Genomic DNA, 25175 nt, shown 5'->3' on the forward strand with positions numbered 1-25175 from the left:
GCCGGCTGAGAGCGATTTGAGAACAGGTCAGGGCGGCGTTCGGACTTGGCGGCGCCGCCCGGCCTCAACCCAGCGCATGCCGAGCCGTCACCAGACCTCCGGCTCGGCGTGCGCTCGCGGGTTGCACCCGCATGGCGGCGAAAGGCGCACTCGCCATCATCAGTCTCAACGGTCAGCGCAACCTCCTGACGGAGATCACGATGTATCTAAAACGATCTGCTCCCAAAAACCGATTGAGGGAGGCGCAGAAATCCCGCGATAACAGAGCGGAGATCGTTCGCGCGCTCAGCCTTGGCGAGGTGACCAAGCGCGATCTGCTGAAAATGGGCATCTTCACCGTCGCCGGAACGCTGGCGCTGAAAAACGGGCTCAGCCCGTTCGCCCGCAGCGCCTATGGCGCCATCCCGGTCGGCACGCCGCCGAGCCCGCTTTTCGGCGCCCAGCGCTTCACCCAGGAATTTCGCCGGCTGCCGGTCACGCCGACCTATCCGCTTACCTCGATCAATGTGAACGGCAAGACCGAGGTGGTCTGGCCGACCGCCGCGAACCAGTTCCTCAACGGCAAGCAGAATTCTTGGCACGAGGAATTCACGGCGGCGCAGAATCTCGGCTTCACCAATCCCTTCGTCAATCCGCTCACCAAGCGCGGTCCGGTCGAGGGACGCCCGCCGGGGCCCTATTTCGCGCATCAGCGCTGGGACGAGTTTTTGCCGGTGGACGGCCATGTGCTCTCGATCGGCCAGGTCGGGCCGGGCCTCAGCTTCCACGACAAGTTCCCCTATGCGGAACCCAACGCCATCTGGTCGTTCGGCTTCGGCGGCCTTGGCACGAAGGGCTCGCTGCCGCCGCCCCTGACCAAGGTCCGCTACGGCTCGCCGGTCTTGACCCGCATCTACAACAGCGTGCCGGTCGACCGGGCGGAGAATTACGGTTTTGGCCGCAACGAATTCGCGTCGCACAACCACAATGCGCATAATGGCTCCGGCAGCGACGGCGCCCAGAACGCGCATTTCTTCCCCGGCCAATTCTACGACTATCACTGGGGCACCTGCCTCGCCCGCCACGACACCATCAACACCGACGCGGCCGACCGCCGCTCCTGGGGTATCGATGAGTATGGCGAGGCCACCGTCCCCGTCGCCGGCGATTACCGGGAATCGCAGCACACTTTGTGGCACCACGATCACCGTTTCTTCTTCACGGCCGAGAACGTCTATAAGGGCCATCTCGGCATGCTGAACTATTACGGTGCGCGCGACCGCGGCCATGAGCTGAAGAATGACGGCCTTAACCTGCGGCTTCCGAGCGGCTCGCTGCTGCCCTGGGGCAATGTCGATTTCGACGTCAACCTGATCATCTCCGACTTCGCGCTCGACCAGCAGGGCCAGCTTTTCTTCGACATCTTCGACACGGACGGCTTCCTCGGCGACCGCATCCTGGTGAACTCCACCTATGCGCCGGTGATGAAGGTCTTGCCGCGCAAATACCGCTTCCGCCTCTTGTCGGCAGGCATGTCGCGCTTCATCTGCCTGGCGCTGTCCGGCCCGACCGGCTCGGCGGTGCCGATCCAGGTGATCGCCAATGACGGCAATTTGCTGGTGCATCCGGTGACGGTCTCCCAGCTCATCGAGCAGGGCACCGCCGAGCGGTTCGACATCATCGTCGACTTCTCGAAATTCCGGATCGGCGACAAGCTGCATCTGGTCAATCTGGAAGAGCATCAGGACGGGCGCGGACCGAAAGGCCCGATCAGCCTCAAGGACGCGCTGGCCGGCAAGTCGAACGACCCGGCGGTCGGCCCGGTGATGCAGTTCCTCGTTTCGCAATCCGTCGAGAGCGTCGATCAGCCCGGCTTCATCTGGACGACGCAGAACATGAACGACCGCAGCCAAGTGCCGCTGACGCTCACCGAGCAGATCCCGCTCGTCGAGCCGACCCGCACGCGCCTCTTGGAGTTCGGGCGCTCCGGCGCTCCCTTCGACGGCTGCACGCCCGATTGCGGCGGCAATGAAAGCATGCCCTGGACGATCAAGGTCGAGGGCCAGACGGCGCATTACATGAACGCCAACCGCGTTTCGCTGCTGTTCCCGAAGCCGGGCGATGTCGAGCACATCACCTTGAAGAACGGCGGCGGCGGCTGGGATCACCCGATCCATCTGCATTTCGAGGAGAGCGTCACCTTCGCCCGGACGGGGCCGCTCACGCTCGGGCCGCTCGAGAAACTGGCGCGCAAGGACGTCTGGCGTCTCGGCGCCGCCGGTTCGGTGACCTTCCAGACCCGCTTCAGCGAGTTCGGCGGCGCCTATGTCACCCACTGCCACAACACCGTGCATGAGGATTTCGCTCTGCTCATGCGCTACCAGGTGCTGAAGGCGGACAATGGCAGCGGCGACCCGTTCGTCGGCGTCAGCCTGACGCCGAACCCGACGCCCGATGGGGTGACGTTCCTGACGCCGGAAATCCTGCCGGAAGGCGATCCGCGCAGCGCCACCTTCCAGAAGGTCACCGACAATAGCGGTGGCGGCGGTGGCAAAGGCAAAGGCTGAGCCGGCGCTTCCCGACTGAGAAGCGTCTGGGGCGAGGAGGATCCTTGCCCTAGACACACCAGACGAGATCTCCGCGCAGGCGGGGATCCAGTATTCACAAACTCGAAATTGGCTTTCTGCTCAACCGCTTATGCTGCGGCGTACTGGATCCCCGCCTGCGCGGGGATTTCGAAGATCAAGGGGATGCATATGTTCGGACAGCGACGAGTGACCAGCCGGAAACGCGCCACGTTAAGTCACGCCAAATTGCGTTGGCGCGGCCTCGTCCATCGTCTCGGCCGCGCATTGCCGATCCTCGCCATCCTCGCGCTGATGGCAGCCTCCCAGACCGCCGCCGCCGCGCCGCAGAACTCGCGCTTCTCGCCGAAATATTTTACCGACGTCATGGTCACCACCCATGAGGGCAAGACCGTTCCCTTCTACGAGGGCCTGCTCAAGGGCAAGAAGGTCGTCATCAACTTCATCTACACCAATTGCAACGACATCTGCCCGCTGCAGACCGCGCGCATGGCGCAGCTCCGCCAGCGCCTCGGCGACCTCGTCGGGCGCGATTTCTTCATCTATTCCATCACCATGGACCCGGAGCACGACACGCCCGAAGTGCTGAACGCCTATGCCGATGCGTTCGGCGCGGGCGGCGGCTGGCTGTTCATCACCGGCAATCCGGGCGATATCGAAAAGATCCGCTGGCGCCTCGGCGAGCGCAGCCGCGAACTGTTCGAGCACCGCAACGACCTGGTGCTCGGCAATGACGAGACCGGCGAGTGGTCGCGCTCCTCGGTATTCGAGGAATATGACGTCGCCGTCGAGGAAATCCGCCAGCTCGATCCGGTCTATTTCCAGACCAAGCGCACCGCCCTGCCGGCCAATCAGGCGCCGACCGACAAAGGCTTGCGCCTCGACCGCCAGGCCGGCGAGGCGCTCTACATGCGAGGCTGCGCCATCTGCCATTCGATCGGCGACGGCAACGCCATCGGCCCCGATCTGAAAGACCTCACCAAGCGCCGCGAGCGGGCCTGGCTGTCGCGCTTCCTGCTGCACCCGGTCGAGATGCGCGAGCAGAAGGACCCGATCACGATGGAGCTGCTGGCGCAGTACAACAACATCAAGATGCCCAATCTCAGCCTGACGCCGGACGACGTCACCGACCTGCTGCAATATATCGAGGTCCGCTCGCAGGCGCATGACCGCAAGGAGATCGACGGCAAGGCCGGCCCCGGTGCCCATGACGGTCCAGGCTAATTCGCGAATCGGCGTCGCTGTAAATCCCTGGCGCTGCGGCAAGAGGTGAGGCCAGCCGGCCCCGGCTCCGACGGCCGGGGCGGACCCGTAACGGCGACCTATAAAAAGCCGCGCCCCCAGAACTGCATCGGCTTTTCCGTCTCGGCCGGCTGATCGACGTCCTGCCACGCAAAATGCGCGATGACGCCGTCCAGCGGACGGTAACCGCGCTTCGTCCAGAATTCGTCGAGCGGGCGATAGTCGGCCGGGCGCAGCGCGTGGTCCGCCGGGCGCATGACGCCGCAAAAAGCCGTTTTGCCGTAACCGAGGGCGGCGGCATGGGCTTCACGCCCGTCGAAGAAGGCGTGCCCGAGACCGCGCCCGCGATAGTCGCGCAGCAATATCGACTCGCCGAAATAGACGATGTCGGCGATATCGGCTCCGATGCGCCGGAAGGGCTCGGTGAACTCCTCATGCTGGTGCTTCATCGGCGCGGCGGTCGAGGCTCCGACCAGCGCGTCGCCGTCGAACGCGCAGATGGCGACATGGTCCGGCGCCTCCAGGAACTTGCCGAGATAGCGCGCCTCGTAGTCCAGCGTGCCCTCATAGAGATAGGGCCAGTCGCGGAACACCTCGATGCGAAGCTGCGCCAGTTGCGGCAGCACGGCGCGCAATGCCTCGCCGCTGCGTGGCTCGACCCGCAATGTCATCGCGCCCGCCTTGGCATGGCTCGGCTCTCGAACGGTCATGGCGTCTCCTTGCTTCGAATGCGCCGCCAGTCTAATCCATGCCGCCGCTCAGGCAACAGCGCGGTGCGGAGCCGAGCCGCCGGAAGGGCGCGTTCGCGGGCTGCCTTACGCATGGCGAAAATGTGTTGCCCCCTGCCCCCATCGCCGCCGAAATCGGCGCCGCCATGCCTGCCATCGCGGCCCTTCGGCAGCCAATCCGGCGCGCAACCCGGATCGGACGCGCCATCCGCTAACGCCTTGCTCCTCCGGGGAAATCCGCCCCGCCCCGGCCGGCCCGCAACCGCATCCCGGCGCCGCCGCGCCAATTCGCCCGGAGGGCAAGACCGAGCTTGCAACTTCGGTCCGTCTTTTGCAGGATGCGCTCCGAGTTACGGGTGGGGGGTAGCGTTAAAATGGGTCCGGCGGGGTCTGGTCTCGAGTTGATCTCGTGGCAGGGTTGGGGCGTGACGGGGTCGATCGCCGCGCTGCTCATCCTGCTGACGACGATTCTGCTGTGGCTGCTGCCCTTCCCTCCGAGCAGCGTCGCCGAGCAATTGGACAATTCTACCGATCGTCTCGACCTGCGCGCCCGGCTCGGCGCGGAAGGCCCGTTCGTGCGCTTTCTCGACGCCAACCAGCGCTTCGCCGAATGGCTCGGCACCTGGTTCGGGCCGCGCTGGAGCGGGCAATCCTTTGAGCGCTGCGTCGCCATCGCCTTCGTCTTTCCCGTCGCCCTGTTCCTGCTGGCGACAGTGCTTTACGGCTATAAGCACGGCCAGATCAGCTTCGGCGCGCTGCTGCTCTTCCTGTTCGGCGTGGTGATGGTGTCGATGGCGGTGCGCTGGCTGTTCCGGCTGGTCTATTGGTTCGCCCGCCGGATGTGGCGCTCGATCGGCGGCGACAGCGAGCTGGCCGAGCTGATCGCCCGCATCCTGCTCGGCGCCTTCGCCGTGGTCTTCGCCTTCGCCATCGCCTTCGCGGTCGCCTCGAGCCTTGCCGGCAACCTCTCCGATGTCGGCACGGTCGCCTTCGCCATTCTCGGCGGCTTCGCCTTCGCGCTCGCCTTCGCCATCGCCTTCGCCTTTGCCGGCATCTGGGCCTTCCTGATCGCGCTGGTGCTGGTGACGGTGATCGCACTGACCATGGCCAAGCAATTCGCCTTCTTCCTCCTCCTGTTCTTCGTCATCCTGCCGGTGATGAACGCCATGATGGACTGGGTGTCCTGGGCGGTGACGCGCTTTCACCTCTCGATCATGGCGCGCGCCTATCCGGGGGCGACCGGCGCCGCCATCGTCGCGGGCGTGCTGATCGCCGATGTCACCGCCTCGATCCTGCTGGTGGCATCGCTCGCCATATTGCTGCCGATCGGGCTGGAGCTGGCGGATGTGTTCCTGTCGGTCTTCGGCCGCGACAGTTTTGACTGGCGCCCGGTCGCGGCGCAGGCGGTGAAATCGCCGTGGAACGAAGGGCTGTTCGTGACCGGCATGCTGCTGACGCCCTTGGTGCCGACCATCGCCATGCTGACCATGGGCCTCGTCTCGCTCGCCGCGCCCCTGACGCCCGGCGCCGAGCGCGCCGTGGAGGCGATCTCGGACCATCCCGAAGTGCGGCCGAGCGTCGATGAAATCCGCGAGATCTCGAACGCCGTCTACCTTTCGCGGCTGTGGTATGCGCCGGCTCTGCTGATCTCCATCGGGGTGTTTGTCGGCATCTGGGGCGCGCTCTACCTCTCCGGCATCCCGACCGCGCAATTGCTGCAAACGCTGGCCTTGTGCTCGACCGTCTGGAGCCACGGCGAATGCGCCTGGTAGAGCGCGCCTGACGCCGCGGCCGTTCCCCGAACCTATTTCCAAAGTGTGAACGGCGGCTCCGGCTTCGGCGGCATCGGAACCGCCCTTATGCCCCTGCCCCTGGCATCGCCGCCGGCGCGAACCATATTCTGGTCAGAGCCTGAGCCTGACCGCGCGCGGCCCCTCCTCTCGGCGCCGCCTGGCGGTTCGCTCCTCCCATGAAGAGGATTTGCCGCGATGACATCTGCCCCCGAAGCAATGGCGGCCCCCGCCGGTCCGCTGCCGCCCGGCGCTCAAGCCCCGGATTTCACCTTGCATTCCACGCCGGACCAGACGGTCTCCCTGCATGATTTCAAGGGCCAGCCCGTCATTCTGGCCTTCTATCCCGCCGATTGGAGCCCCGTCTGCGGCGACCAGATGGTGCTCTACAACGAGATCCTGCCCGAATTCCGCGCCCACAATGCCGAGCTGCTCGGGATTTCGGTCGACGGCGCCTGGTGCCACCTCGCCTTCGCCCACGAGCGCAAGCTGCAATTCCCGCTGCTGTCCGATTTCGAGCCCAAGGGCCAGATCGCCAAGACCTATGGCGTCTACCGCAAGGGCGACGGCACCACGGAGCGCGCGCTGTTCGTGCTCGACGCCGATGGCCGCGTGCATTGGAGCTATGTCTCCCCAGTCGGCGTCAATCCCGGCGCCGACGGCATATTGACGGCGCTGGAAAGCCTGCCTCGACAAGGAGCCGCATGATGAGACGGACCGCCAGTCTGACGGTGCCCATCGGGCCCCGCGATCACGTCCTCGGTCCCGATAATGCGCCGGTCAGCATGGTCGAATATGGCGATTTCGAATGCCCGTTCTGCGGGCAGGCCTACCCGATCGTCGCCGAGCTGATCCAGCGCTATGGAAACAGGATGCGCTATGCCTTCCGGCATTTCCCGCTGGCCACGGCGCATCCCTATGCCGAGAAGGCCGCCGAGGCCGCGGAAGCCGCCGGCGCGCAGGGCAAATTCTGGGAGATGCACAACATCCTCTACACCCACCAGGACGCGCTCGACCCGGACAGCCTGACCGAATACGCCGCCACCATCGATCTCGACCTGCCGCGCTTCACGCGGGAGCTGGCCGAGGGCGTGCATGCGCTGCGCGTGCGCGAGGATTTCCGCAGCGGCATCCGCAGCGGCGTCAACGGCACGCCGAGTTTCTTCATCAACGGCTTCCGTCATGACGGCGGCTACGACTATGCCGAGCTCGCCGCCGCCATCGAAGCGGCGGGCCGATGAAAGGTCAAACCTTGCCCCCGTCCGGACCATCCTGGCCGGACGGGTCGCTCTTGCGCGCGCCGTAATTCTCGCCATGCCCGGCGCCGCCCTGGTCCTCCCAAGGGCCTTTGCTGGCGTTGCCGCGCCCGGTCTGGCGCTTCACCGGATCGTCGTAATCGCCGCGTTCGCGGGGCTGGGGCTTGGCCTTGCTGCGCTCGCCGGCATAGGGGCTGTTCTCGCGGGCCGGCAATTCCTCCGGCCCGTCCGTGCTCTTTCCGGGTGATTTTGAACTCATGGCGCTGCCTCCTGGTTGGCCAGGAGAACGCGGGGCCGCCGGTCTGCGTTCCGGTTTAGCCGAAACCGCTCTCGCTCTCCCCCGGCCACGGCTCGCTCGGCTCGGCGAAGACGCCGCCGGTCATCGGCTGCGCAACGCCCGTCGTGCCGGGGAAGGAGATCGGCAGGCCGAGCTGCGAGCGGACGGCCATGAAGGCAAAGGCCTGCGCCTCCAGCGCCCCCGCGTCCCAGCCGAAATCGCCCGCCAGCGCGATCCGGCCCGGCAGCAGCTTGCGCAGCGCGCCGACCAGCGTCGCATTGCGCGTGCCGCCGCCGCTCAGCACGAAGATCTTCGGCGCGGCCGGGAAATGCGCGATGCCGCAGATCAGCGAGGCGGCGGTGAAGGCCGTCAGCGTCGCCGCGCCATCCGCCGGCGACAGCCCATCGACGACGCTCAGCGAGAATTCATTGCGGTCGAGCGATTTCGGCGGCTTGCGCAGGAAGAACGGGTCGGCGAGCATGGCCTCGAGCCGCCGCCCGTCGGTCAGCCCCATGGCGGCGAGCTGGCCGTTCTCGTCGCGCGGCTCGCCCATCTCGCGCAGCATCCAATCGTCGATCAGCGCGTTGCCGGGCCCGGTGTCGAAGGCCAGCAGGGCATTGTCCTCGCCGATGAAGGTGACGTTCGCCACGCCGCCGATATTGACGATCACCGCCGGGCGCGGCAGGTCGGCGGCCTCGGCCAGCGCGCGGTGATAGACCGGCACGAAAGGCGCGCCCTCGCCGCCCGCCGCCATGTCGCTGGCTCGGAAATCATAGACCACCGGCAGACCGATGAAATCCGCCAGCATCTGGCCATCGCCGAGCTGGACCGTGAGGCCGGTCTCGGGACGGTGCAGCACGGTCTGGCCGTGAAACCCCACCACATCGATGCTCTCGCGGGCAATGCCATGGTCGGCGAGCAGCGCCTCGACCGCGTCGGCGTGAATCTCGGTCACCAGTTGCTCCGCCCGCGCCAGGATGCCCGGCCGCGCCTCCCGGTCCGTCAGCCGCTCGGCCTGGGCGACGGCCTCGCGCAGCACGGTGCGCTCGTCCTCGGAAAAATCGCGGCCGCCGGTCGGCCCGAAGGCGATGATGGTCTCGCCGTCGGTTTCGATCAACGCCACGTCCACCCCGTCCATCGAGGTGCCGCTCATCATTCCGATCGCTTTCATCGCCGCTCGCTACAAACCGTGCAACTCAGACAGGGAGCTGATATAGAACGAGGCAATCACGAGGCACCCTTTGTTCGGCCATGCGCGGGAGATGCGGTGAGGCGTCATCGGCCTTGCCTCGCTCCCCGAGCCGGCGTTAGTCACGACATTCACTTGCCGACCGCAAGGACTTAGAGCAGCCGAAGGCCGATACTATGACGAGTTTGAAATCAGATTTCATCAATACGCTGCAGGAACGCGGCTATATCCACCAGTCGACCGACCTTGCCGCATTGGATGCGCTTGCCGCCAGCCAAATCGTCACCGCCTATATCGGTTTCGACTGCACCGCGCCGAGCCTGCATATCGGCAACCTGATCGGCATCATGATGCTGCGCCGCCTGCAGCAGACCGGCCACCGGCCGATCGCGCTGATCGGCGGCGGCACCACCAAGGTGGGCGACCCGTCCGGCAAGGACGAGGGCCGCAAGATGCTGACCCAGGCCCAGATCGACGAGAACAAGGCCGGCATCCGCAAAGTCTTCGGCAAGTTCCTGAGCTTCGGCGACGGGCCGAAAGACGCGCTGATGGTCGACAATGACGATTGGCTGAGCGCGCTGCGCTATATCGATTTCTTGCGCGAATACGGCCCGCATTTCACCATCAACCGGATGCTGACCTTCGACAGCGTCAAGCTGCGGCTCGAGCGCGAGCAGCCGCTGACCTTCCTCGAATTCAACTACATGATCTTGCAGGCCTATGATTATGTCGAGCTGTTCCGCCGGCACGGCTGCAAGTTGCAGATGGGCGGCTCCGACCAGTGGGGCAACATCATCAACGGCGTCGAACTGGGGCGGCGGACGGAGAATGCCGAGCTGTTCGGCCTGACCACGCCGCTGCTGACGACGGCGTCGGGCGCCAAGATGGGCAAGACGGCGCAAGGGGCGGTGTGGCTCAACGCCGAGATGCTGAGCCCTTACGATTACTGGCAGTTCTGGCGCAATGCCGAGGACGCCGATGTCGGGCGGTTTTTAAAACTGTTTACGGATTTGCCGCTCGCCGAGATCGGCCGGCTGGAGGCGCTGCAAGGCGCCGAGATCAACGACGCCAAGATCGTGCTGGCGACCGAGGCGACCGCCCTGGCGCATGGCCGCGAGGCGGCCGAGGCCGCGGCCGAGACGGCGCGGCGGACCTTCTCCGAGGGCGCGGCGGCCGAGGGGCTGCCGACGGTGGAGTTGCCGATGGCGGAGCTCGAAGCCGGGCTCGGCGTGCTGACGGCGCTGGTCAAGGCGGGGCTGGCGACCTCGAACGGCGAGGCGCGGCGGGCGATCCAGGGTGGCGGCGCGCGCATCAATGACGCAGCCGTCGCCGACGAGCGCGCCACGCTGACGGCGGCGCAGGTCAATGCGGACGGGGTCATCAAACTGTCGCTCGGCAAGAAGCGGCATGTGCTGATCAAGCCGGTCTGACTGACGCTTGATTTCGCTCAGGCGTAATCCCCGCGCAAGCGGGAACCCAGTAATACCGGAGTCAGCAGGCGGGCTCTGCCCAACCTCAACATGCTGCGGAGTACTGGGTCCCCGCCTTCGCGGGGATTACGAGGAAAGAGAGCCGGGCATCCGCCATGCCGCGCTACAAGCTCACCATCGAATATGACGGCACGCCCTTCGCCGGCTGGCAGATGCAGGCGAACGCGCCCTCCGTGCAGGAGCGGATGCGCGACGCCATCGAGGCCTTTTGCGGCGAAAGTTTCATCCCGCGCGGCGCCGGGCGGACGGATTCGGGCGTGCATGCGCTCGGGCAGGTCGCCCATATCGATCTGGCCAAGGACTGGCCCGCCGACACAGTGATGAAGGCGGTGAATTTTCACCTGAAGCCGGCGCCGGTCGCGATCCTGTCCTGCGAACTGGCGGATGCGGAATTCGACGCCCGCTTCTCGGCCAGGGCGCGGCATTATCTCTACCGCATCGTCAACCGCCGCGCCCCGCTCGCCATCGACCGCGACCACGCCTGGCGGGTCTGGCCCGGCCTCGACGCGGACGCCATGGCCGAAGCCGCGCGCCATCTCGTCGGCCGGCACGATTTCACCACCTTCCGCGCTTCCGAATGCCAGGCGAAATCGCCCGTCAAGACGCTGGATGTGCTGAGCGTCGAGCGCTCCGGCGAAGAGATCGCTATCCGCGCTTCGGCCCGGTCGTTCCTGCACCATCAGGTCCGCTCGATGGTCGGGAGTCTGAAGCTGGTCGGCGAAGGCAAGTGGCCGCCCGGCGAAATGCGCGCGGCGCTCGAAGCGCGCGACCGCACCCGCTGCGGCCCGATGGCGCCGAGCAGCGGACTGTATCTGGTGCGGGTGGATTATTAGCCGGTTCCGGAAGCGCCCTGCGCCGTGTGTCTCAGCCTCCCAAGCCGCCCGGCCTAGCCCTCTCCCATGGGAGACCTTTGCGTATCGAAGGTCCTCTCCCCGTCGTCCCGGACGGCCGTCAGGCCGAGCCGGAACCCAATCATATTTCCGCTATTGCTGCGGCAAGCGGAGAAGCGAGTGGGCCCCGGCTCTAACGGCCGGGGCGACGAAAACAATGGCGGCGTTTTGCAAAGATCTCCCTGGGAGAGGGAGTCTGGCTGTGGCTCGGGCGGAGAGTCCGCACAAGCGCAAGGGCCGCGTGCGCCCGGCGTTGCGGGGGCACGGGGCCGGCTGCTTGCGTTCCGCCCTAGGCTCAGTGCCGGCGCGAGAGAAAATCCAGCACGCCCTTCTTGTAGCTGAGGTCGCCGACGCTCTTCATGTGGTCGCGGCCGACGATCTCCAAAAACTCCGCGCCGGGGATGATCGCCGCCAGTTCCGGCCCTGAGCCGGCGATCACGTCGTCGGTGCCGACGGCGATCAGGATGGGGCGGCTGATCTTGGCCAGCTCCTCCGCCGCGATCTTGTCGCGCGAGGAGCGGATGCAGGCCGCCAGCGCCCGGCGGTCGCTGCGGGTCTGTTCGGCAAAAACCCGGAAGGAGCGGGCGGCGTCGTTCTTGACGTCCTCGGCATTCGGCGCCTCCAGCGCGGCGGCGATCGGCTCCGGCGCGCCGACGCCACGCACCATGTTGATGCCGAGCCCGGCAAAGATCGCGCTGCGCACGCGCTCCGGATGGGCCAGCGTCAGGAAGGCGGCGATGCGGGCGCCCATCGAGAAGCCCATGACATCGGCGCGCTCGATGCCGAGATGGTCGAGCAGGCGGAGCGCATCTTCCGCCATGGTCGGCGCGCCGTACTGTGCGGGATCGTACAGCTTCTCGCTCTGGCCGTGGCCGCGATTGTCGAAGGCGATCACGCGGAAACCGGCGCCGATCAGCGTTTTGACCCAATTCGTGTTCCGCCAATTGACGGTACTGTTCGAGGCAAAGCCGTGGATGAGGAGGATCGGGTCGCCCGCGCCTTCGTCGAGGAAGGACAGGGTGACGCCGTCAGAATCGAATCGCTGCATAAAAAGCGCCTTATAAATTCACGAGCTCAAGACCGATGGCACCGTGACGCCGTTCCCGAAAATCGTGCGAAAACAATGAGACGAATGGTTGGCCGCAGATCGCAAAGCCGGCCATCCACCTTAACAAGCGGGCTGGACGGTGGTTTCCCGGCGGCCGCGCTCATTGCGATATTTCCGCAGCCGGAACCTGCGGCGAATCATCGGACTGCCATTGTTGCGCGCCACTCTGTGGCGCAATTGAGCCAGCACCGTGATTTCGCCGATTCCATAAACGTTAAAAATTGTACCGGCCCGCCCCGGCAGAAAGCCCCGCGATAATGCCTACTCAGGAGCCCGCGACACAATCGCGCCGCAATCGAAGGCGCGGCCACGCGGCATTTTTTGCATTTGATGGATTGCAAGCAGCATTTCGCGCCGAGGAAAAGGCGCTTCCCGACGCCTCAATCCCGCTTCGGTGCGAATTGCTCCAGGCGCTGGCCGGCGTTGATGATCCAGCCGAGGTCGTTGCGCATATAGGTCAGCAGGAACGAGCCGTACAGGACCAGCAGGATGACGAAAGTCAGGTTCTTCACCGTCAGCGACAGGATGAAGATGTTGAGCTGCGGCGCGGCGCGGGCGACGAGAGCCAGCGAGATGTCGGCCAGGAGGAAGGCGATCACCATCGGCGACACCAGCAGCAGCCCCATGCCGAAAATCTGATCCAGCAATTGCAGGAGCAGCTCGCTCGCCTGCGCGCTGAAGATCGGCATGAACTCCAGGAGCGGCCAGACCGCATAGCTCTCATAGACGGTGCGCAGCGTCAGGCCGAGGCCGCCGCTGGCGAAATAGATCGCGACGATGACGATGGCGAAGAAGGTGCCGGTGATGTTGTTGGTGGTGGTCGACAGCGGGTCGACGATTTCGGCGAAGGTGGCGCCGCGCTGCAAATCGAGGATTTCGCCCGCCGCCTCGGCCGCCCAGATCGGAATGCCGAGCACGATGCCGATCAGAATGCCGACCATCACCTCCTTGAACAGGATGGCGGCGACCTGGCCGAAAGGCATGTTCTGCGCCAGCATCAGGTCGACGAATAACGGGATCATCGGCAGCGAGAGCACCAGCGCGACGCCGGTGCGCAAGATGCCGGTGAGGCCGATGCGGGTGAAGGCCGGCATCACCGACACCATGCCGATCATGCGCGACAGCGCCATGCCCGAGGCGATCAGATAGATCTCGACCTTATGGACGTCGGTCAGCGCCAGCTCGGTGTTCATGGCGCGGCACTCGGCCCGATCACCGCGTCATCACCGCGAATTCGTTGAGCACGGTGGAGGTCTGGTCGGCGATGTTCTGGGCGAAGAACGGCCCCAGCAGCATGATGATGATCAAGGTGGCGATCAGCTTCACCGCCTGCGGCAAGGTCTGGTCGTGGATCTGCGTCAGCGCCTGCAACAGCCCGACCAGCACGCCGATGACGACGGCGGCGAGCAGCACCGGCGCCGACGTCCACAGCACGATCATCAACGCATTATTGACCTGTCCCAGCAATGCGTTCTCGAACATTTCGCGGCTCCTCGCCGTTAATTGGCGTAGCTCAGGATAAGCCCATGCAGCAGCCGTGACCAGCCGTCCACCGAGACGAACAGGAACAGCTTGAGCGGGATCGAGATCAGCGTCGGCGACACCATGATCATGCCCATCGCCATCAGGATGTTGGAGACGATCAGGTCGATGACGAGGAACGGCAGATAGATCAGGAAGCCGATCTCGAAGGCCCGGGTCAGCTCCGAACTGACGAAAGAGGGCAGCAGGATCAGGATATCGTCGTCGCGGACTTCGGCCCTGGAATTCTGACCCCAGATGCGCTCGGTGGCGGCCAGGAAGAACTGGCGCTCATTGGGATGCGAGAAGCGGACCAGATAGTCCTTCACCGGCTGGCGCACGCGGGAGGCGGCTTCCTGGATGCCCTCGACCGTCTTGGTGTCGACCGGCACCGCCGTCAGCCGGCCGTAAATGTCGCCCAGCACCGGCGAGCTGACATAGAGCGTCAGCACCAGCGCGATGGCGTAGAGCACGAGGTTCGGCGGCGTCTGCTGGATGCCGAGCGCGTTGCGCACCAGGAACATCACGACCGAGATCTTCAGGAAGGCCGTCATCGTCACGACGAAGAGCGGGATCAGGCCGAACGCGATGAGCGTGACGAGGATCGGCAGAAGATTGAAGGGATTGTCAGCCATCGGTGCTGAGCCTGGTCACCCGCACGGCCAGCTTGTCTCCGATCTTCACCAGCTCGCCAACGCCGATGCGCCGGCCGTTGGCCACGATGTCGATCACCTCGCCCGCGCTGCGCTCGATCGGCAGCAGGACGCCCGGCGCGAGGTCCTGCACCTCGCCCGCCTTCATCTCGATCTGTCCGGCCTGAAAAACGACGCGAACCTTGATCGATGCAAGATCACCGTCCTGTACTTGCAAAACGCACTGTCCCCCAACAGAACGCGGCGCCCGCGAGGCGTCCCGCGATCACTCTCCCCATAGTCACTAGAAGAGGGCTTCCACGCCGAGCCGCGGCAGGAAAGCCCTCCCATGCATAGTCTCGTCTTGATGTGGCGCCCCCGGCTTGGAGGCGCCGCGGCCGGGCGGCCTACTGGCCGTGCAGCAAGGTCGTGGTCGACTTGCTCACATTGGCGGTCGCCGTGCCGATGAAGCTGGTCTCGAAGCCGAAGCTCAACAGCTCGGATAGCAATTGGATGGCCCGGTCGAGCTCGGCGCCGGAGACGGCGGGCGTCACCTTGGCGGCATGCTCGCGCACCGGAGCGGCGGGCTCGAAATAATGTTCGGCCGGACCCGGGTTGAACACCGCATGCTGCAGGCCGCCCTGGTTGTCCGAGAGCGACAGGCCGGAGCTTTCACTCATCGTAGGCACCTTTCCGCCCGTGAGATTTTGAAGTCTGCTCGCACGATCCAGATAATTCTTGAGAACCGACAGCACTTCGCTGCCGAGGGCCGCCGGATTGGCGATCTCATGCCCATAGGAGCCTTGGATCTGCAGTCGCGAAATATATTCGACGAGCTTGTGCTCCATCGCGACGGAGATATTCTGCGTCGGCATTTCGATGTCGCGGGTCGGCACGTTCAGCGCCGGCTGGACCGAGACGGGCAGAGAAGGTTGCATCCGGTTTCACCCCCTGAAGCGAGACGTTAAGCTCTAGGATTCCAGCTCGGCATTGGCTTCGGCGAATTGGGTGAGCGTCTGGCTCATGATGTTCGAGCCGACCATGATGCCCGCCGTCACGATCGCATTCGTCAAAGCCTCGTCGAACTGCGCGTCGAACGACTGGTCCGCCGCTGCCGCGGGCGTCGCATTCGGGTCAATAGGGTCCATTCCGCACCTCTCCCAGATCACGTCCATGAAGCCATGTTTGCATCACGGACTATCTCAGTCAACTGCCGATCTATCGATAAATTGCCAATAAAACATTTTCGACGTGCAATCGTGCGAACGATATCTGCCTACCATCCGCCCCGGAAAACCCGGACCTCGACGGCGTCCTTCAAATCGACCTCGCGGGCCGTCCGCTGCTTTCCCGATGCCTCGATGATTGAAACTGTTTTGCGAATTTGCGAGCGATAGGCCGGGGGGCCGGAGACCCACAACATGCCTCCATTATCGGCAGCGCGGAGTGCAAAACGGGCATCCGTCATGCCGAGCTCGCCCAGCCGGCGCAGAATGTCACCGGTCTTGGCCTTGTCGAGCGTGATGACTTCGGTCTGGATGTCCTCGAGCGCCGCGATGTGCAGCACGGTGCCGTCGAAATACCAGACGAGGCCGTAGCTGTCGCAGAAGCGCTGCAGGAAGTCCTGCGCGGTTCCGCCTTTGGTCGAGGCGAGCGGGCCGCGAATGCGGCGCGCGCCGACCGTCGGCGCGATCTGCGTCGGCACATTGGCGTTGCGGCCGAATTCGACCAGGACATCGCGAATATCCTGATCGACAATGAGATATTTATAGGAAGCCGCGCCCCATTTGGCGTCGGCGGCGGAGGCGGGGGATGGCAGGAAAGAGGCGCCGAGGAGCAGAACGCTGCCGATTATACCGAATGACCCCGCAGCCTTCGTCATTACGACGCATCCCCATACATCGAACTACACCTAAAGCTCGTAAATACAAGCACCCGCTTCTTGTATAACGTGCAATGCACTGCGAGGCAACAGCGCTTACTCGCCTGTTGCAAGATGTCAAAATAGTGACATTCCCCTGCGCAAATAAAGAGCAGCCCGCTGAGGCGCTTGAATTTCCATAATTTCCGGGTTTATGAAAAATATGCGTGACTGGTTGGCAAAACGCCGTCGAAACGTCGGCTATTGTTGATTGACACGTTCTGGCACGGTTGCTACTCTTCCGGTGTATTGTTGTGGGCTCATGCATCCGCATGATCAGGCAGCAGGCGGGCATACATCTCTTAAGTCTTCGAGGAGAGTGTACTATGGCAGATCCAGCAGGCGGCGTTTCCGCCGGTCAGCAGGCGGCACTAGACGACCTGGAACGCATCCTGACGCAAGCGCTCGTCGCGAGCACGAAGTCGTCTGAGATTCAGGCTGACAAGAACACCGCGAGAAAAATCGTCGACGGTGCGGCTGTCCGCTAAGGTTTCGAGCATGCGGTGGTGCCGGTTCGCCGGCCCCACCCACGGTGTATCAACCGAGAAAAGTTGCGGCGCATGAGCGAAACGAAGTCTCTGTCGCGCACCGCATCGCCTGAGCTACAGCTTGAGGTTGTCGGGGGGCTCCATTCGGGTGTCCGGCTTTCACTGGCCGATGGTGACTATTCCATCGGGTCCAAGGCCGGAGCCGACATCGTTCTCCGTGACGACGGCGTCGCCTCCCAGCATGTGATCATCTGCATCGACGGCAATGACATTCGCGCCGAAGCCATCGGCGGGACCCTGCGCGTCGGCGATGAGGAGATCGAATTTGGGCATGGCTGCCGTCTGCGCCTGCCGACTGTGCTCACGATCGGATCCGCGTCCATCCAACTGACCAGCGATCGCAAAACCAGCGGCCTTGCCGGCGGTTTCCCGATCCTGTCGAAACTTGCCGACCGGCCCGCCATCACGGCCGGCGTGCTGGGCGTTGCCCTGGCCACCACCATCGCCTGGCACGGGTTGCAGGCGACACCGGCGGACGGGGACGGCCAGGCCGAACTGGCGATGGCGGCGAGCCGGTCCGACGCCGCCTCGGCGAGCCTTCCCGCGGGCGGCGGCGGCCTGGAAGTCAGCGCCGACGACGCAGCCCGGGCCTTGCAGGACAAGCTGCGCATTGCCGGCATCGAGACCATCAGCATCGCGACCGACGGGCCGCATCTGACCGCCACCGGCCGGCTGCCGGAGAACCGGGCGACCGACTGGACGACGATCCAGCGCTGGTTCGACAAGACCTATTCGCCGCGCATGAATCTGTCGGCGAATGTCGCGAGCGATCCGGCCTCGGCCAAGCCGGCCGTGCGCCTGCAGGCGATCTGGTTCGGCGAGCGTCCCTATATCATTGCCGAAAACGGCTCCCGCTATTATCAAGGAGCGATCCTCGACAATGGCTGGATCCTGCAGGAGATCGGCGAGGATCGGGTGATGTTGAAAAAGGGCGAAGAGAATTTGACGCTGACCTACCGGTGACCTCCGGTCGGGCGTGTTTCGCTAAGCGGGCCAGTGCATGAGCTTGAAGACGACAAGAATCGAAGGCCAGCGCCTCGACATCGTGCTGCAGCGGATCCGCGAGCGCGAAGCGCCGAGCGCCGTTCTCGACATCGAGTCCACCGAGGAATTCGGCCGGGAGGGCGTCTTCGACCGCCTGCCGATGACCTCGGTGGAGGCTTCGCTGATCGACTTCATCATGCCGCTGATTTCGAACCCCTCGATCTTCTACGAGAGCAACATGATCCTGCTCCTGGAATATCTGCGGGACGATGTGCTGCCCTCGCTCGACGGCAATGACGAGTTGAAGGAGCTGGCCACCAAGGTCGTCGACGAAGAGCTCGACCGCCACGAATTCGTCCGCGAGCACCGCCTGGCGAGCATCGCAACCTGAGCGAACGCCGGCGCGGTCGGCCCCGACGCGCCACCAACAAGCAGCCTGGCCCCGCGCCCACGGCGCTAGGCGGCGCTGCTGGCGCGGTCACTCACCGGCACGCGTTTGTTGCCGACCCTCCCCTTGTCTTGTCATTCCCGCGAAGGCGGGAATCCAGCATCCTTGAGGAGCCTGCGGTGACGCGGCTGGATTCCCGCCTTCGCGGGAATGACAAAAGGGGGGCGTTTGCGCCCGGCGTTTCCGGCTAGAATGATCCCACCCTAGCCCGCGCGGGCCATGCTGACGGCGATGGCCGGGGCGTTGCGCAGCGTCTGGTAGACGACGCAATAGCGCTCGGTGAGCTTGAGCAGCGTGTCGCGCTGCTCCTGGGTCAGGTCGCCGTCGATGTCGAAGGCGAGGCGGATGTCGCGGAAGCCGACCGGCGCGTCCTTGGCGACGCCCAGCGTGCCGCGAAAATCCAGATCGCCCTCGGCGCGCACCTTCGACCGCCCGATCTCCATGCCGAGCGCGGTGGCGACGGCATTCAGCGTGACGCCGGCGCAGGCGACCAGCGCTTCAAGCAGCATGTCGCCCGAGCAGGCATGGAAGCCGGTGCCGCCGGTCGCCGGATGCAGGCCCGCCTCGATCAGCGCCTTGGAGGTCTGCACCGAGCAGGTCACGCCCTCGCCGACATGCCCCTCCGCCTTCAGCGTGATGACCGCCGCCTCCGGCGTCTCGCGATAGCGCTCCTTGATCGGGGCCTGCAGGGATTTCAGGGCGTCTGCGTCCATGGTGGTTCCTCCGCGGCTGTTGCGGCCGCTTTTGCGATGCGTATGGGATTGTGGCGGAAGCTTAATCGGCTGCGGCGAAAATGTCACCGCCCCTCCACGCGGCACCCGCCTCAGCGCCCCTGTATCCGCGACATGTTGGTGAGCAGCACGGCCAGCTCGCTCTGGCGCGAGACGCCCGCTTTCAGGAACACCCGCTTCAGCACCGTGCGCACCGTGCCTTCGGCGATGCGGAGCCGCTCGGCCGCCGCCTTCGGCGAGACGCCCGAGCCGATCAGCGCCGCCACCCGCGCCTCGCCGAGCGTCAGGCCGAGCAGGTCGCGCACCAGCGCCGGCTCGGCCGGCTCGTTCGGGCGCAGCTCGATGGCGATGACGATGGCGCGGGCGCGCACCAGGAAATCGGTCGCGCCCGCCCGCTCGGCAGGGTGCAGCGGGATCGGGTAGAGCATGAGCTGATATTGCGAATGCGGCCGCTTCAGCAGGACCGGGCGGGGCGGCTGCAGGAAGCGCTGCGGGCTGTCGCCGGCGCTGGCCGAGAGGGCGGCCTCCAGCGCGTCGCGCTCGGAGGGCATCGAGGCCGTCAGCCGCTCCTCGAACAGCTCCAGCCCGCGCCCGATCAGCCGGTTTGCCGCCGTGTTGCTGAAGACGACGCGCCGCAGCCCGTCCAGCAGGAACACCGCGAGGCCGACCCCGTCCAGCGCATTGCGCAGGCCGACATTGGCGACATCGGCATTCATCAATTGCAGGCTGAGCCGCAGCGAGCGCTCGGCATGATGGCTGAGGCGGGCGAGCTTTGCGCATTCCTCGTCGGTGAAGGCGGATTTGGCCGCCGAGCGCTGCACCGTCAGCCCGACATGCACGCGCGGCTCCGGCGAGATCGCCGCGCTCGCCGACCAGCGCAGCCCGTATTTGGCCAGGAATTCCGTATAGAAGGGATGGCTGTTCATCTCCGCTTCGCTCACCAGATGGGCGTCGGTGATGATGCCCTCGGACAGCCAGTAGCCGCGCTCGCTGGCGCGCTGGGTGCGGATGTCGTGCTGCCACCACAGCTCCTGATATTCGGCGGCGCCGGCGATCAGGCTGGGCGAGACCACCGTCCCCGCCGCTCCGCCATCGCGCAGATAGATCAGGTTGGCGCCGATATCGCCGAACACCTCGGCGATCGCCTCGAGGGCGCGCGGCCAGGCGTCCGGGGCCGTGGCGGCGTGATAGATCGCCTCGACGGCGGCGACGAAAAGCTGCTCTCCATTGGCCGGCCTGTCGTTCATGGCCGCACCGCGCGCAACATGCAATGGCTGCGCCCTTCGGCGCACGCGTCGACACTCAACATGGCTGGCAGCCCTCAGCAGCGCGAGATGCGCGGATGCTCCTGTCCCACCTAATCGAATAACGCATTTTTTGGATTATGGAAATGCGCGATGGGTCATGCGTGCATCCGCCTAGCGGCCGAATCAGGCGTTTTTCACGGCAAATCACCCTCGTAAGAATGCGTAGGGGCCGGGATTGCCGGGCGCGCGCAATAAAATCGCTCAAACAAAGCGCACAGCGTCGCTCAGCCCTCGCACTAATGGTAAGATCAGATGCATTGGCGGCGCGGACGTGCTAGGAAAGCGGTCCCCCGGCGGGACGTTTGGATGATTTTGCGGCAGTGTACATCTGCGCAGCGCGCCTACGAGCCGGCGTGGTTTCATGGGGAGGCTTTGGCTGGTCTAGGGGAGCGTGCGGACCCGCCGACACGGACACAAGCAGGGCAGCGATGGGCGACTATTACGCGTGGGCGGCGTCCGGCCTCGTGGCGGGGCTGGAGTCTTCATCCGAGCCGGATTTCGGCGGCAGCGCCGTGCCGAGGGGCGAGGGAGCGGGCAATGTGCGCATCGCCTCGCGCATGGTCGAGCGCCAGCGCTTCATGCTGCGCCAGCGCGACGGCGCCCAGGTCGAGGTGGTGCTGATCAATAGCGGCGTGGCGCTGCGCAACGGCCATGCGGTGACCGTGGTCTGGGCCGCGCGCAAGGGCGCGGTACACGGCTTTCCGGTGCGGCTCGACAATCACACGACCGGCGCCGAGGCCAAGCTGCCGCATAATATTCGGCATATCAGGCCAAAAGTCAGCCTGCTGAAGACGGCCCGGTTCGGCCTGTTCGCGACGCTGCCCGCCGCCTTCGCCCTGCTGACCTGGGTGCTGATACCGGGCAGCCTCGACGGCGTCGACACCAGGATGGTGGTGCTCGGCGCGGCGGTCGCGATGGGGCTGCTGTTCGTGGTCGGCCTGGTCATCGCCAAGGTGGTGCTCGACTACCTGCAGGCCGACGACGACCAGAAAATCTGGCAGGCCGCCGACGAGGTGATCGGCCAGGTCCGCGCCGCCGCCCGCCAGCAGCAACAGAGGCGGCCTCGGGCCTAAAGCGGGATCGGTTGCGACGAAAACGACGCGCGCCCGAACCAATCCGCAGCCGGACTCCCTCTCCCATGGGGAGAGGGCCGGGGTGAGGGGGTAATGCCTATCCGTGAGGCGACGTCCGTCCTACCGAGAGGCATTACCCCCTCACCCGGCACGCTTCGCGTGCCGCCCTCTCCCCCTGGGAGAGGGCTGGGCTGCGGCGGTTCGGAGGCTGAGAGACGCCAGCCGGATCAAACCAAATTCAAGCTCATGCCGCCATCGACCATGATGCCCTCGCCGGTCGTGTAGGCGCTGTCGTCGCTGGCCAGGAACAGCGCGACCTTGGCGACCTCCTCCGGCGTGCCGAAGCGGCGCATCGGCATTTGCGCCAGCAGCCCCTTGGAGACTTGCGGGTGGTCGGTATAGCGGCCGGTCATGGCGGTCGGGATGAAGCCGGGGCACATATAGTTGACGCGGATGCCGTAGGGGGCGAGTTCCACCGCCAGACTCCGCGACAGGCCGGCGATGGCGGCCTTGGCGGTCGAATAGGCCGAGAGCTGGCGCAGATGCTGCGTCGCCATGATCGAGGACAGGTTGACGACCGCCGCGCCCTTGGCCGCCGTCAGCAGCGGCAGCGCCGCGCGGGTCATGCGGATGGTGCCCCACAGATGCGGGTTGAGCACGCTCTCCCAGGTGGCGTCGTCCATATGGCGGAAGTCGGAGCGCAGCAGGTTGCCGGCATTGTTGACCAGCACATGCAGTTTCGGCGAGACGCGGGCGGCGGCGGCGATCATCGCCCGGACGTCGTCTTCCTTGGTGACGTCGCCGGTCACGAAGGAGGCGCGCCCGCCGGCAGCGGCGATCTCGGCGGCCCCGGCCTCGATGGCCTCCCCGTTCAGATCGGAGAGCACGACATCCGCGCCCTCGGCGGCGAAGAGTTTCGCCATCGCCATCCCCAGCCCGCCGCCCGCGCCGGTGATCAGCGCGACCCTATCCTGCAAACGCCCCAATGCTGCCTCCGGTGATGATGAGTGCGGTAGGAGGGGTTTGGCATTGGAGGGGGTGGGGAGTCAATGTGGGGGCAGGTTGCGATTATGCTGCGACGGACGCAATGGCGTCTGGGCCCATCCCCGGCCCGGCAGGAGGTGTTGTAACTCCGTCGAGCCCCATCATCATATCGTAATGACCAGCATGATTCGTTTTCAGAAAAATTTGGCGGAAGACACTTAGATAGCTCGCTACGACCTGCTCGTTGCAAGAGACATAAATATCGTCATAAACCGCGTGCGATCCGTCATTTACCCAGGAAAAAAGAGACGCACAGATCTGCTGATCAGCGCCATCAAATTTAGAAATAATATCATCCTTGTCAATATTGCCAAGGATCTTAAAGTAATTTTCTATTATGCGCCGAAGCGTGTTCTGAATTGTTGGACTAACGCCATTTTGGTTCCTCACTTCCGCCCACAGCAACTCGTATGCTGTTTTAATCGGATTGTGCTCATAAGCGATCAACGTGGATACATCTGATACTTTTCGGACAATCCAAAATGTCTCGTGGCTTAGGCACTTGCTGCCTTTGCGCTTCCGATCGTACGAGACCTCCTTATGGAAATATACGTTATGTGTAAGAATGAAAATCTGCTTAACGTTCCCTCGGCCCGCAATAACTTCCTCCCTGATCCGGCGAATAAGCGCACTAACGATGAACAGAATATCACTGTCTAAACTGGATATCGGGTCATCAAAAACAACCGTTCGGTTCGCAGCCACGCCGCTCTCAGAATTGCTACCTTCAATTAAGTGATAGAAATACAAGAAAGTGATAAAGTTTTTCTCGCCTTCGCTAAGCGTCTCGGCAGCATTGCTCCCGTCCGCGCGGATAATTTCATACAGATTTGAACGTTCGCCGGCTGTCGCCAGCTTAAAATTCGTAAACCCAAAGGAAGCAAGAATAGTGTTGATCGCATTTACCGTCGGCTGAGCACTCGTAATGCTCTTTTCTAACTCCTTAAGATGCGAGCGTGCCGCTAAAAGCTCGGCGCGTTTGGTATTAATCTTCCCTGCGATCGCGGAGGCAGCGCGGTCCAGCCCTGCCTTAGAAATTTCGAATTCGGTAAGCAGCTCCCGGTTTTTTTCGAGCAAATGGCCCCATATTTCAGATTTCAAGGTCGCTTTTTCGGCGTCGATGTTGTCCACCATATTATTGTGATTTAAAATCGATGCATTAGCTGCGCCGATAATGCCGCGAATAGTCACGGCGATCTCGCGGACACTTTCAAGAGAGATTGGCAGGCTCGGTTCTTGTAGCTTCCGCCCCATTTTCTCTTTATTCATCCCAATATACGCGGCAAACCGTTCTATGCTTGCGCGGAGACTTACACCATCCACATGCCTGTTTCCAAGGTCAGATATGGCCGTCAGTTTCTCTAACACGCCTCGAGACACAAAGTCATAGTCGTCCTTGATTTTTTTTATCGCTGCGATATCTCTATTGTACGTCTCATCAAAATATTGACTTAGTTTGTAATTCAAATCGTCAGATATATATTGCTGGCAGAACGGGCAACGATCACCCTTGTGGCCGATGTAACTGATGCCTTGCTTCACCCAATCGCTATTACCTAGGCGTTGAATTAATTCAGCAAGGTCTACGTCCTCTTTGCCGACTATTTTTTTGGCTAAGATGGGGAGATTTGCTAACTCAATTAAGACTTCCATCTCGACTTCGACAACGAGTGGATGCCGCTCAAGCCCCTTGGCAAAGACCGATGACGCTCTTTCTTTTAAGACCTCAAGCTCAACAAAACGGGCATCGTTGCATTTTGATTCCTCCAAAATTTTATCGCAAAAGCGCGATTTCGAATTTCGAAACCCCAGAAATGCTTCTTGGAAGTACTCGTCATGCATGCACTTGATTCGCCAGCAATTCTCTTCGAACTGAGCCCGTAAGCTGCGAAGCTCGTGTCGTTTTCCGGTGCTGCAATCCGGCAGTCCGAGGGTATTTTCGAGCTGCGCTATGTCCTTGTTGAGTTCGTCGACATTATTTTTAGCGACTTCAATTTTCACCAGTGTTTCAGCCGCATTCTGGCCGAGGGTGAAGATCCCAGGCATCTTCAAGGCGTAGTTTTTCTTAACAAAGTCGCTGTTGTACACGAGGCACTCGAGCCTTTGGCTGTCCTTCCAATTCAAATCACATGCGGGATATTGCTCAGGATTTGCGATAACGCGGGATATAGTCGTCTTCCCGGAACCGTTCGTTCCGAACACATAATTAACGGCCCGCAGATTAAGAAGTGTTGCCCCGGCGTCCGAATAACTCGCCTCTTTAGCCACCAAGATTTGCTGCAGCATCGCGTCCCCATTTTTTTAGACGACCGTGGTTTCAGGCCGCTATGCTCAAGAGGGAAACAACTGATTCGCGCTCTTTGCAAAGATGTGTGAGATAAAGCGGGCGATCTGAAAAACTTATCCCCGCCCCCATCCCCCTCCCGTAAACT

General features: G+C 63.7%; 26 protein-coding genes. 11 read left to right on the top strand and 15 right to left on the bottom strand.

Features of this window, described 5'->3' with window-relative positions; all coding sequences use genetic code 11:
- The first annotated feature begins 131 nt into the window (after positions 1-131).
- Positions 132-2546, top strand: a complete 2415-nt coding sequence (locus BLEFHOIH_RS05625) for a multicopper oxidase domain-containing protein (RefSeq protein WP_245296879.1) — start codon at positions 132-134, stop codon at positions 2544-2546.
- A 189-nt stretch (positions 2547-2735) separates the two neighbouring features.
- The gene (locus BLEFHOIH_RS05630) at positions 2736-3788 is read left to right on the top strand and encodes an SCO family protein (protein WP_170937017.1); all 1053 of its coding nucleotides are present in this window, start codon (positions 2736-2738) and stop codon (positions 3786-3788) included.
- Positions 3789-3886: 98 nt separating this feature from the next.
- Here the strand turns inward: BLEFHOIH_RS05630 and BLEFHOIH_RS05635 are convergent, their stop codons facing one another.
- Positions 3887-4516 carry a GNAT family N-acetyltransferase gene (locus BLEFHOIH_RS05635; RefSeq protein ID WP_245296880.1) on the bottom strand — a complete coding sequence of 210 codons (630 nt, stop codon included), beginning with the start codon at positions 4514-4516 and terminating at the stop codon, positions 3887-3889.
- Between the two features lie 443 nt (positions 4517-4959).
- Between BLEFHOIH_RS05635 and BLEFHOIH_RS05645 the strand changes: the two genes are divergently transcribed.
- The 3 genes from BLEFHOIH_RS05645 to BLEFHOIH_RS05655 all read left to right on the top strand — a co-directional run bounded on the left by BLEFHOIH_RS05645 (position 4960) and on the right by BLEFHOIH_RS05655 (position 7565).
- On the top strand, positions 4960-6306 hold the full coding sequence (locus tag BLEFHOIH_RS05645; protein WP_125461596.1) for a hypothetical protein: 1347 nt from the start codon (positions 4960-4962) through the stop codon (positions 6304-6306).
- 216 nt (positions 6307-6522) lie between these two features.
- Positions 6523-7032: a redoxin domain-containing protein gene (locus BLEFHOIH_RS05650; protein ID WP_088343547.1), complete on the top strand. Its 510-nt coding sequence runs from the start codon at positions 6523-6525 to the stop codon at positions 7030-7032.
- Positions 7029-7565, top strand: coding sequence for a thioredoxin domain-containing protein (locus tag BLEFHOIH_RS05655; RefSeq protein WP_088343548.1), 537 nt, complete (start codon positions 7029-7031; stop codon positions 7563-7565). The genes BLEFHOIH_RS05650 and BLEFHOIH_RS05655 overlap by 4 nt, the downstream gene beginning before the upstream one ends.
- 4 nt (positions 7566-7569) lie before the next feature.
- Here BLEFHOIH_RS05655 and BLEFHOIH_RS05660 read toward each other — a convergent pair whose 3' ends face one another.
- Positions 7570-7839 (bottom strand): hypothetical protein, encoded by a 270-nt coding sequence (locus tag BLEFHOIH_RS05660; RefSeq protein ID WP_125461597.1) that lies wholly within the window; start codon positions 7837-7839, stop codon positions 7570-7572.
- A 55-nt stretch (positions 7840-7894) separates the two neighbouring features.
- Entirely contained in the window at positions 7895-9028 is a 1134-nt protein-coding gene (locus tag BLEFHOIH_RS05665) for an anhydro-N-acetylmuramic acid kinase (protein ID WP_088343550.1), read from the bottom strand.
- A 194-nt stretch (positions 9029-9222) separates the two neighbouring features.
- Here BLEFHOIH_RS05665 and tyrS point away from each other — a divergent pair, with 194 nt between their 5' ends.
- On the top strand, positions 9223-10476 hold the full coding sequence (gene tyrS / locus BLEFHOIH_RS05670; RefSeq protein ID WP_088343551.1) for a tyrosine--tRNA ligase: 1254 nt from the start codon (positions 9223-9225) through the stop codon (positions 10474-10476).
- A 155-nt stretch (positions 10477-10631) separates the two neighbouring features.
- On the top strand, positions 10632-11369 hold the full coding sequence (gene truA, locus BLEFHOIH_RS05675; RefSeq protein ID WP_088343552.1) for a tRNA pseudouridine(38-40) synthase TruA: 738 nt from the start codon (positions 10632-10634) through the stop codon (positions 11367-11369).
- Between the two features lie 352 nt (positions 11370-11721).
- Here truA and BLEFHOIH_RS05680 read toward each other — a convergent pair whose 3' ends face one another.
- The 8 genes from BLEFHOIH_RS05680 to BLEFHOIH_RS05710 all read right to left on the bottom strand — a co-directional run bounded on the left by BLEFHOIH_RS05680 (position 11722) and on the right by BLEFHOIH_RS05710 (position 16569).
- On the bottom strand, positions 11722-12474 hold the full coding sequence (locus tag BLEFHOIH_RS05680) for an alpha/beta hydrolase (protein WP_088343553.1): 753 nt from the start codon (positions 12472-12474) through the stop codon (positions 11722-11724).
- Between the two features lie 440 nt (positions 12475-12914).
- The gene (gene sctT, locus BLEFHOIH_RS05685) at positions 12915-13727 is read right to left on the bottom strand and encodes a type III secretion system export apparatus subunit SctT (protein WP_088343554.1); all 813 of its coding nucleotides are present in this window, start codon (positions 13725-13727) and stop codon (positions 12915-12917) included.
- Between the two features lie 19 nt (positions 13728-13746).
- Positions 13747-14016, bottom strand: coding sequence for a flagellar biosynthetic protein FliQ (locus BLEFHOIH_RS05690; protein WP_088343555.1), 270 nt, complete (start codon positions 14014-14016; stop codon positions 13747-13749).
- A 17-nt stretch (positions 14017-14033) separates the two neighbouring features.
- A complete protein-coding gene (gene sctR / locus BLEFHOIH_RS05695; protein WP_088343556.1) occupies positions 14034-14690 on the bottom strand; it encodes a type III secretion system export apparatus subunit SctR in 657 nt (218 codons plus the stop codon).
- The gene (locus tag BLEFHOIH_RS05700; RefSeq protein ID WP_088343557.1) at positions 14683-14925 is read right to left on the bottom strand and encodes a FliM/FliN family flagellar motor switch protein; all 243 of its coding nucleotides are present in this window, start codon (positions 14923-14925) and stop codon (positions 14683-14685) included. The genes sctR and BLEFHOIH_RS05700 overlap by 8 nt, the downstream gene beginning before the upstream one ends.
- Positions 14926-15094: 169 nt before the next feature.
- Positions 15095-15625: a hypothetical protein gene (locus BLEFHOIH_RS05705; protein ID WP_088343558.1), complete on the bottom strand. Its 531-nt coding sequence runs from the start codon at positions 15623-15625 to the stop codon at positions 15095-15097.
- Between the two features lie 33 nt (positions 15626-15658).
- Positions 15659-15835, bottom strand: a complete 177-nt coding sequence (locus BLEFHOIH_RS26590; protein ID WP_170937018.1) for a hypothetical protein — start codon at positions 15833-15835, stop codon at positions 15659-15661.
- 128 nt (positions 15836-15963) lie between these two features.
- Positions 15964-16569 carry a type III secretion protein gene (locus tag BLEFHOIH_RS05710; RefSeq protein ID WP_088343559.1) on the bottom strand — a complete coding sequence of 202 codons (606 nt, stop codon included), beginning with the start codon at positions 16567-16569 and terminating at the stop codon, positions 15964-15966.
- A 365-nt stretch (positions 16570-16934) separates the two neighbouring features.
- Between BLEFHOIH_RS05710 and BLEFHOIH_RS26595 the strand changes: the two genes are divergently transcribed.
- From BLEFHOIH_RS26595 to BLEFHOIH_RS05725, 3 genes are read left to right on the top strand one after another with little or no spacing between them, the layout of a single operon-like run.
- On the top strand, positions 16935-17096 hold the full coding sequence (locus tag BLEFHOIH_RS26595; RefSeq protein WP_170937019.1) for a hypothetical protein: 162 nt from the start codon (positions 16935-16937) through the stop codon (positions 17094-17096).
- A gap of 15 nt (positions 17097-17111) precedes the next feature.
- Entirely contained in the window at positions 17112-18119 is a 1008-nt protein-coding gene (locus BLEFHOIH_RS05720) for an FHA domain-containing protein (RefSeq protein WP_125461598.1), read from the top strand.
- Between the two features lie 43 nt (positions 18120-18162).
- Positions 18163-18531 (top strand): hypothetical protein, encoded by a 369-nt coding sequence (locus BLEFHOIH_RS05725; protein WP_125461599.1) that lies wholly within the window; start codon positions 18163-18165, stop codon positions 18529-18531.
- Positions 18532-18791: 260 nt separating this feature from the next.
- Here BLEFHOIH_RS05725 and BLEFHOIH_RS05730 read toward each other — a convergent pair whose 3' ends face one another.
- Positions 18792-19301 carry an OsmC family protein gene (locus BLEFHOIH_RS05730; RefSeq protein WP_088343563.1) on the bottom strand — a complete coding sequence of 170 codons (510 nt, stop codon included), beginning with the start codon at positions 19299-19301 and terminating at the stop codon, positions 18792-18794.
- Positions 19302-19411: 110 nt separating this feature from the next.
- Positions 19412-20566 carry a helix-turn-helix transcriptional regulator gene (locus BLEFHOIH_RS05735; RefSeq protein WP_088343564.1) on the bottom strand — a complete coding sequence of 385 codons (1155 nt, stop codon included), beginning with the start codon at positions 20564-20566 and terminating at the stop codon, positions 19412-19414.
- Positions 20567-21054: 488 nt separating this feature from the next.
- Here BLEFHOIH_RS05735 and BLEFHOIH_RS05740 point away from each other — a divergent pair, with 488 nt between their 5' ends.
- Complete coding sequence (locus BLEFHOIH_RS05740) at positions 21055-21699, top strand: hypothetical protein (protein WP_088343565.1); 645 nt, start codon at positions 21055-21057, stop codon at positions 21697-21699.
- Positions 21700-21926: 227 nt separating this feature from the next.
- On the opposite strand, the gene BLEFHOIH_RS05745 is transcribed toward BLEFHOIH_RS05740, so the two are convergent.
- Both BLEFHOIH_RS05745 and BLEFHOIH_RS05750 read right to left on the bottom strand, forming a co-directional pair.
- Entirely contained in the window at positions 21927-22685 is a 759-nt protein-coding gene (locus BLEFHOIH_RS05745) for an SDR family oxidoreductase (RefSeq protein ID WP_088343566.1), read from the bottom strand.
- An 82-nt stretch (positions 22686-22767) separates the two neighbouring features.
- Positions 22768-25029 (bottom strand): AAA family ATPase, encoded by a 2262-nt coding sequence (locus tag BLEFHOIH_RS05750; protein WP_088343567.1) that lies wholly within the window; start codon positions 25027-25029, stop codon positions 22768-22770.
- Positions 25030-25175 lie beyond the last annotated feature (146 nt).

The organism is Rhodomicrobium sp. R_RK_3, from assembly GCF_002198715.1.
Lineage (GTDB): Bacteria > Pseudomonadota > Alphaproteobacteria > Rhizobiales > Rhodomicrobiaceae > R-RK-3.

Bases quoted from the DNA above. Each gene is read 5' to 3' on its own strand.
- BLEFHOIH_RS05680 (WP_088343553.1), bottom strand. From the start codon at position 12,474: ATGCAGCGATTCGATTCTGACGGCGTCACCCTGTCCTTCCTCGACGAA.
- BLEFHOIH_RS05665 (WP_088343550.1), bottom strand. From the start codon at position 9,028: ATGAAAGCGATCGGAATGATGAGCGGCACCTCGATGGACGGGGTGGAC.
- BLEFHOIH_RS05650 (WP_088343547.1), top strand. From the start codon at position 6,523: ATGACATCTGCCCCCGAAGCAATGGCGGCCCCCGCCGGTCCGCTGCCG.
- BLEFHOIH_RS05705 (WP_088343558.1), bottom strand. From the start codon at position 15,625: ATGCAACCTTCTCTGCCCGTCTCGGTCCAGCCGGCGCTGAACGTGCCG.
- BLEFHOIH_RS05635 (WP_245296880.1), bottom strand. From the start codon at position 4,516: ATGACCGTTCGAGAGCCGAGCCATGCCAAGGCGGGCGCGATGACATTG.
- BLEFHOIH_RS05740 (WP_088343565.1), top strand. From the start codon at position 21,055: ATGGGCGACTATTACGCGTGGGCGGCGTCCGGCCTCGTGGCGGGGCTG.
- truA (WP_088343552.1), top strand. From the start codon at position 10,632: ATGCCGCGCTACAAGCTCACCATCGAATATGACGGCACGCCCTTCGCC.
- BLEFHOIH_RS05735 (WP_088343564.1), bottom strand. From the start codon at position 20,566: ATGAACGACAGGCCGGCCAATGGAGAGCAGCTTTTCGTCGCCGCCGTC.
- BLEFHOIH_RS05750 (WP_088343567.1), bottom strand. From the start codon at position 25,029: ATGCTGCAGCAAATCTTGGTGGCTAAAGAGGCGAGTTATTCGGACGCC.
- BLEFHOIH_RS05625 (WP_245296879.1), top strand. From the start codon at position 132: ATGGCGGCGAAAGGCGCACTCGCCATCATCAGTCTCAACGGTCAGCGC.
- BLEFHOIH_RS26595 (WP_170937019.1), top strand. From the start codon at position 16,935: ATGGCAGATCCAGCAGGCGGCGTTTCCGCCGGTCAGCAGGCGGCACTA.
- sctT (WP_088343554.1), bottom strand. From the start codon at position 13,727: ATGAACACCGAGCTGGCGCTGACCGACGTCCATAAGGTCGAGATCTAT.
- tyrS (WP_088343551.1), top strand. From the start codon at position 9,223: ATGACGAGTTTGAAATCAGATTTCATCAATACGCTGCAGGAACGCGGC.
- BLEFHOIH_RS05710 (WP_088343559.1), bottom strand. From the start codon at position 16,569: ATGACGAAGGCTGCGGGGTCATTCGGTATAATCGGCAGCGTTCTGCTC.
- BLEFHOIH_RS05655 (WP_088343548.1), top strand. From the start codon at position 7,029: ATGATGAGACGGACCGCCAGTCTGACGGTGCCCATCGGGCCCCGCGAT.
- BLEFHOIH_RS05630 (WP_170937017.1), top strand. From the start codon at position 2,736: ATGTTCGGACAGCGACGAGTGACCAGCCGGAAACGCGCCACGTTAAGT.
- BLEFHOIH_RS05690 (WP_088343555.1), bottom strand. From the start codon at position 14,016: ATGTTCGAGAACGCATTGCTGGGACAGGTCAATAATGCGTTGATGATC.
- BLEFHOIH_RS05730 (WP_088343563.1), bottom strand. From the start codon at position 19,301: ATGGACGCAGACGCCCTGAAATCCCTGCAGGCCCCGATCAAGGAGCGC.
- sctR (WP_088343556.1), bottom strand. From the start codon at position 14,690: ATGGCTGACAATCCCTTCAATCTTCTGCCGATCCTCGTCACGCTCATC.
- BLEFHOIH_RS05660 (WP_125461597.1), bottom strand. From the start codon at position 7,839: ATGAGTTCAAAATCACCCGGAAAGAGCACGGACGGGCCGGAGGAATTG.
- BLEFHOIH_RS26590 (WP_170937018.1), bottom strand. From the start codon at position 15,835: ATGGACCCTATTGACCCGAATGCGACGCCCGCGGCAGCGGCGGACCAG.